This window comes from Pseudescherichia vulneris (genome assembly GCF_902164725.1).
GTDB lineage: Bacteria > Pseudomonadota > Gammaproteobacteria > Enterobacterales > Enterobacteriaceae > Pseudescherichia > Pseudescherichia vulneris.
Map to the genome: position 1 here is coordinate 2,805,604 of NZ_LR607338.1, position 5,651 is coordinate 2,811,254.

Genomic DNA, 5,651 nt, shown 5'->3' on the forward strand with positions numbered 1-5,651 from the left:
AGGCCGGGCAAGCTTACTTAATAAACGTAAACGCCGTGGTCACGTGCTTGACGCCGGATACGCGGCTGGCGGTATCGGCGGCGGCGCGGGCTTCACGCTCTGTCACCAGGCCTAGCAGGAACACCTCGCCGTTTTCGGTGGTCACCTTCACGTTCGACGATTTCACCTGATCGCTGCCCAGCAGCTGGGAGCGGACTTTGGTGGTGATCCAGGTATCGGACGAGGCGGTGCCCAGGCTAATCGGCTGGCCCTGACGGATCTCGTTATAGACCTCGGTTGCCCCATCGACGCCCATCGCGATCTGCTTCGCGCGCGAGGCCAGTTCGGTATCGGGTGCCTGGCCGACCAGCAGGACTTTACCCTGGTAAGCGGTCACGTTAATGCGTGCGCTTTTCTTAATCTGCTCATCTTTAGCCAGCGCGCTGTTGACGCGCAGCTCCAGCGTTCCATCATCAACCTGCGTGCCCACGGTACGCGGATCGGTGGCTGCTTTGGTGCCTACGGCAGCGCTGCCGACCACGGCTGCTGCGACACATCCCTGAAGCAGCAGCGCGGAGAGTATTACCGCAAGGGGCGAAAATGCCTTCATGTCTACTCCTTAATCATCCTGGTGAGGGAAAAGCGTGTTATCAATCAGATCGCAAAGGCAGTTAACCGTCAGCATATGCATCTCGTGAATGCGCGCGCTGCGGTGGGACGGAATACGAATTTCGACATCCTGTGGCCCCAGCAAACCCGCCAGCTCGCCGCCGTCGTAGCCGGTAAGGGCCACGATGGTCATATCGCGAGTCACGGCCGCCTCAACGGCTTTTACGATATCCCGGCTGTTACCCCGGGCGGAGATCGCCAGCAGCACGTCACCGGCATGGCCTAGCGCACGCACCTGTTTGGCATAGATCTCATTGTGCAGCCGATCGTTGGCGATCGCGGTTAAGACCACGTTATCGGTGTTTAGTGCAATTGCGGGCAGGCTCGGACGCTCGGTTTCAAAGCGATTGATCATGCTGGCAGCAAAATGCTGGGCGTTGGCGGCGGAGGTGCCGTTGCCGCAGCAGAGGATTTTGTTACCGTTAAGCAGGGAGTGAACCAGCGTCATGGCTGCACGGGAGATCGCATCCGGCAGGGCTTCCGCCGCCGCAATCTGGGTTTGAATACTTTCCGTAAAGCAGACTTTAATTCTTTCGAGCACGGTGATCCCTATAATGTCAGCTAGTATGAGTGGTCATTAAAAGCGTCTTGTATCCACTCCACATCATTTCCGGTGAAGGCTATCACATCGAACCGGCAATCCACAGTGTCAAAACTCCCATTGTGCCGGGCGAGCCACAAACGCGCCGCCGATAAGAGTTTCAACTGCTTGCTGCGGGTGATGCTGGCCGCTGCGCCGCCGTACCGGGCTGTCTTACGGTAGCGTACCTCAACGAACACGGTAGTGGGGCCCTGACGCATAATCAGGTCAATCTCGCCGCCGCGCGAACGTACGTTGGCGGCGATAAAGCGCAGTCCTTTGCCCTCCAGCCAGCGACGCGCCGTGGCTTCCCACGCGTCGCCGGTCTGTTTACGGCTTAACTGGCCGGGACGATCTGCCCCTGCTGGTATTTGAGCCATGATAACTTCCTGTTAATCACGCAGTCGGGCGTCGCCGAGAGATCGCCGGTGTTGCCGCTGATCTCAAAGCCGGGAACCTGGCGCATCTGGGCGAAGTGGTTAGCCAGCGCCCAGGCGTCAACGCCCATGGCATACAGGCGTGCCAGCGAATAGTCGCTATTGACGCTGCGCAGCGCCTGCTGCATCAGCGCAGGGTTGCTGCCTGCCAGCATCGGGATCTCACTAAACTGGAGTCCCTCCATCTCAAGACGGAAGTCCGGGCCTGCGCCGCCCTGCGCGCTGCGTGAGCTGGCGTAGAGGGCCGCACCGCTGTGGCTGCCGGTACGCATGGCAATCATCGGCTTGATGAGCGCGATCTCGTTCGGTGTCGCCAGGATATAGGCCGCATCGACATTGCCACCACCGGTGATCTGCGCCTCGGTCGGCGGGGCCGGGATGGTCAGGCCGGCAATAGTTACGCCCTGCTGCTGCGGCAGGCTGGAGGTTACCGGGGTGCCGGTCAGGGCGATACCGGACCCGCCGTTAATGCCCATCTTCAGTTCAGCCGTGGAGCCAAACTTCTGCTGCAGTACGGTACCGCCGCCCAGTTTTTGCCACTCTTCGGCAAAGGCGGTAGTGACCCGATCCCCCAGCGCGCTGCGCGGAACCAGCAGCAGCGGCGCACGGCGGCCCTGATCCCACATGTGGCGCGCGGCGTCGCGGGCTTCATCTTCCGGCGAGAGGGCGAAGTAGCAGATATTTGCCCGGCTCTCTACCGACTCCGGCTGGTTCAGCGCCAGTACGTTAAGGGCGGTGTTGCTGCGCATCAGCTCTTCAACATTACCTTTTAACAGCGGGCCGACCACAATGCTGGCACCATCCTGCTGGACCTGGTTGAGGATCTGGTCGAGCGGCTGCGAGCTGGTGTCGTAAATTTTTAGATCGGCAGAAGGATTCGCCGGGGCGCTGGCCACCGCTGGCGTTGCGGCAGGCTGCGTCTGCGCCTCAGGGGCATTCACGGGCGCAGCGGTTTCAGCCGGCGCAGCGGTGTCAGCCGGCGCAGCGGTGTCAGCGGGCGCGGGAGCCTGGGTCGCTTCGGGTGCAGTCACCGGCGCGTCCACTGGTGCAGCAGGCTGCGTCTGGGTCAGCTCATCCACCGGCGCCTGCGAAGGGCTCACCACCTCGTCGTCTCCCACCATCGCGGCCTGGGCAACCTGAACTGGCGTGGCCGGGCCGCTCACGGCAGGCGTACCGTTTTTCGCCGCTTCAAAACCCTGCTGGATAGCACGACCGTAGACCGCTGCCTGGCCGTTGAGAGGCAGCAGCAGGGCGATTTTGTTGGTCGAGGCAGGTTTAAAATTCTGCACGTTGGTCAGTGCCGTTGGCAGCATCTTCGCGCCAGGATTTTGCGGATAGCGGGTCTGCCAGTCGCTGATGCCCGCCTTCAGCATGTTCGGATCGGTGCGGTTATCAAACCAGACGCGCTGTAAATCGAGCCAGCCCTGCAGCACATTCTCATCGGCATTGATCACCAGTGCCTGCGCCTGCTCCGGCGTCATGGAGGAGAGCGCCTGCCAGGTGGCATCAATATTTTTCTGCTTATCCTTTGCCGCCAGCAGCGGCTCCTGGGCGATTAAGGCCCGCAGCAGCGTCAGCGACGGACGGCCCTGGCTGGCGTCAATCTGCGCCTGCCAGTAGCGCGCCAGCTGGTTACCCTCGAAATCGGCAGGCTTCAGCTTAGCCAGCAGCGCCTGCGCGCCAGCAAAATCCTTTTGCACCAGTTTAAGCTCGACGGCCAGCAGCGACTGCTCTTTACGCTGGGTGTCGTTCAGCTCCTGCGGCAGCTGGTTAAACAGTTCGCCCGCCTGCTGGCTTTTGCCCTCTTTCAGCAGGGCACGAATGGCGAGTAATTGCCAGTTGGTCTTGGTATCATCTGTGCTGTGCTGCATCTGGCTTAGATAGAAGCCAGAGTCCGCCTGCGCCGTGCCCTGCATATGGGCGCTGCTCTGGTCTGGCGTCTGTGTTCCACAGCCTGCAAAAAACAGGGCGGCCAGCACGACGGGCAGACAACGCGCTGCTTTTAAACGGAAAAATGTTGACTGTACCATTCTGTATCCAGTGATATTTTTTACGCAATGCTCAATATTAAATCGGCAATACGGATGAAACAATGAAACAACACGAATCGGCTGAGAATTCTCAAGGTCAGCTCTATATTGTACCCACTCCAATCGGGAATTTGGCTGATATCACCCAGCGCGCGCTGACCGTGTTGCAAAGCGTTGATTTAGTTGCGGCAGAGGATACCCGGCACACCGGCCTGCTGTTGCAGCACTTCGCCATTAGCGCCCGCCTGTTTGCCCTTCACGATCATAACGAGCAGCAGAAGGCGGACACCCTGGTCGCAAAGCTTAAAGAGGGGCAGAATATTGCCCTGGTTTCCGACGCCGGGACGCCGCTGATCAACGATCCTGGCTACCACCTGGTGCGCACCTGCCGCGAGGCGGGGATCCGCGTGGTGCCGCTCCCTGGCCCCTGCGCCGCGATTGCCGCCCTCAGTGCCGCCGGGCTGCCGTCGGATCGTTTCTGTTATGAAGGCTTTCTGCCTGCCAAATCAAAAGGCCGCCGCGATACGCTAAAAGCGCTTGAGGCCGAGCCGCGCACGCTGATTTTTTATGAGTCCACTCACCGCCTGCTCGATAGCCTGGAGGACATCTGCACCGTGCTGGGTGAATCCCGCTACGTGGTGCTGGCCCGCGAGCTCACCAAGACCTGGGAGTCGATTCACGGCGCGCCCATCGGCGAGCTGCTGGCATGGGTGAAGGAAGATGAAAACCGGCGCAAGGGCGAGATGGTGCTAATTATCGAGGGGCATAAGGCTCAGGAGGAGGATCTGCCCGCCGACGCCTTGCGTACTCTGGCACTGCTCCAGGCCGAGCTGCCGCTGAAAAAAGCCGCCGCGCTGGCCGCCGAGATCCACGGTGTGAAGAAGAATGCGCTCTATAAGTATGCCCTGGAGCAGCAGGGGTAAGGTTTATGAGCCGCTATCAGCCGCCGTTTACTATTACGCCGCCAATACTGAATTTGGTGATTGAGATAGGGGAGCTTCTTGGACACTGGGCTGCCCAGACCGGGCGCGCCTCTCCTCTGCTACGTAAAGAGAACCGGATCCGCACTATTCAGGCCTCGCTGGCCATAGAGCATAACAGCCTGAGCGCTGAACAGGTCACGGCGATTATGGACGGTAAACGCGTGCTGGCCCCGGCAAAAGATATCCAGGAGGTGAGAAACGCTATCCTCACGTATGATCACCTTTCAGGCTGGCGTAAAGGGCGGCTTAGCGATCTGCTTTCAGCGCACCGCACTCTCATGGCCGGGCTGGTTGACAACCCCGGCAACCTCCGACAAAACGATGTGGGTATCTATCGTGACAGGATGCTTATCCACATGGCTCCGCCAGCCTCACAGGTTTCCCGACTCGTTGATGAGCTGCTTAACTGGCTAGACAGTACCGATCTGCATCCGCTTATCGCCAGCTCCGTTTTTCACTACGAGTTCGAGTTCATTCACCCTTTCGCCGACGGCAACGGACGTATGGGACGCCTATGGCAAACGCTGATCTTGAGCACCTGGCGGCCCGAAATGGCCTGGCTACCGGTAGAAACGCTAATCCATTACCAGCAGGAGCGGTATTACCAGGTATTGGGTGAATGCGACAGGGCCAGTGACTGCACTCTGTTTATTGAGTTTATGCTGGGAAACATTGCAGCGGCACTGAAAGAGGGACTGAACTCAACGTCGCAAATGTCGGAAGAAATGTCGGAAGAAAAGGTACTTGAATTGTCACCTAAAGCGCAGGCGTATCTTGTTTGGCTACGCCGGCATCCGACCAGCACGATTGCCGACATGGCCACACGTTTTGGCGTAACGACACGTACGGTAGAACGTCAGCTCCAGACGCTGCAAAAACAAGGCAGGCTGGAGCGCATCGGTTCAACGAAAGGCGGTTACTGGCGTCTTATTGACTAGCGTACCGTATGCCGGGCAAGCGCAGCGCCGCCCGG

Annotated in this window: 6 protein-coding genes; 2 read left to right on the top strand and 4 right to left on the bottom strand. The window is 59.5% G+C overall.

The window, feature by feature from the left end:
- Positions 1-13: 13 nt before the first annotated feature.
- From dolP to FN633_RS11755, 4 genes are read right to left on the bottom strand one after another with little or no spacing between them, the layout of a single operon-like run.
- The gene (gene dolP, locus FN633_RS11740) at positions 14-589 is read right to left on the bottom strand and encodes a division/outer membrane stress-associated lipid-binding lipoprotein (RefSeq protein WP_154057821.1); all 576 of its coding nucleotides are present in this window, start codon (positions 587-589) and stop codon (positions 14-16) included.
- Positions 590-598: 9 nt separating this feature from the next.
- Positions 599-1,189 carry a DnaA initiator-associating protein DiaA gene (gene diaA / locus FN633_RS11745; RefSeq protein ID WP_042390190.1) on the bottom strand — a complete coding sequence of 197 codons (591 nt, stop codon included), beginning with the start codon at positions 1,187-1,189 and terminating at the stop codon, positions 599-601.
- Positions 1,190-1,209: 20 nt separating this feature from the next.
- Entirely contained in the window at positions 1,210-1,608 is a 399-nt protein-coding gene (locus tag FN633_RS11750; RefSeq protein ID WP_154057822.1) for a YraN family protein, read from the bottom strand.
- Complete coding sequence (locus tag FN633_RS11755) at positions 1,566-3,695, bottom strand: penicillin-binding protein activator (RefSeq protein ID WP_154057823.1); 2,130 nt, start codon at positions 3,693-3,695, stop codon at positions 1,566-1,568. The genes FN633_RS11750 and FN633_RS11755 overlap by 43 nt, the downstream gene beginning before the upstream one ends.
- Before the next feature lie 62 nt (positions 3,696-3,757).
- Here FN633_RS11755 and rsmI point away from each other — a divergent pair, with 62 nt between their 5' ends.
- Together rsmI and FN633_RS11765 are read left to right on the top strand one after the other, a co-directional pair.
- On the top strand, positions 3,758-4,618 hold the full coding sequence (gene rsmI / locus FN633_RS11760) for a 16S rRNA (cytidine(1402)-2'-O)-methyltransferase (RefSeq protein ID WP_154057824.1): 861 nt from the start codon (positions 3,758-3,760) through the stop codon (positions 4,616-4,618).
- Between the two features lie 5 nt (positions 4,619-4,623).
- On the top strand, positions 4,624-5,616 hold the full coding sequence (locus tag FN633_RS11765; RefSeq protein ID WP_154057825.1) for a Fic family protein: 993 nt from the start codon (positions 4,624-4,626) through the stop codon (positions 5,614-5,616).
- Positions 5,617-5,651: the final 35 nt, after the last annotated feature.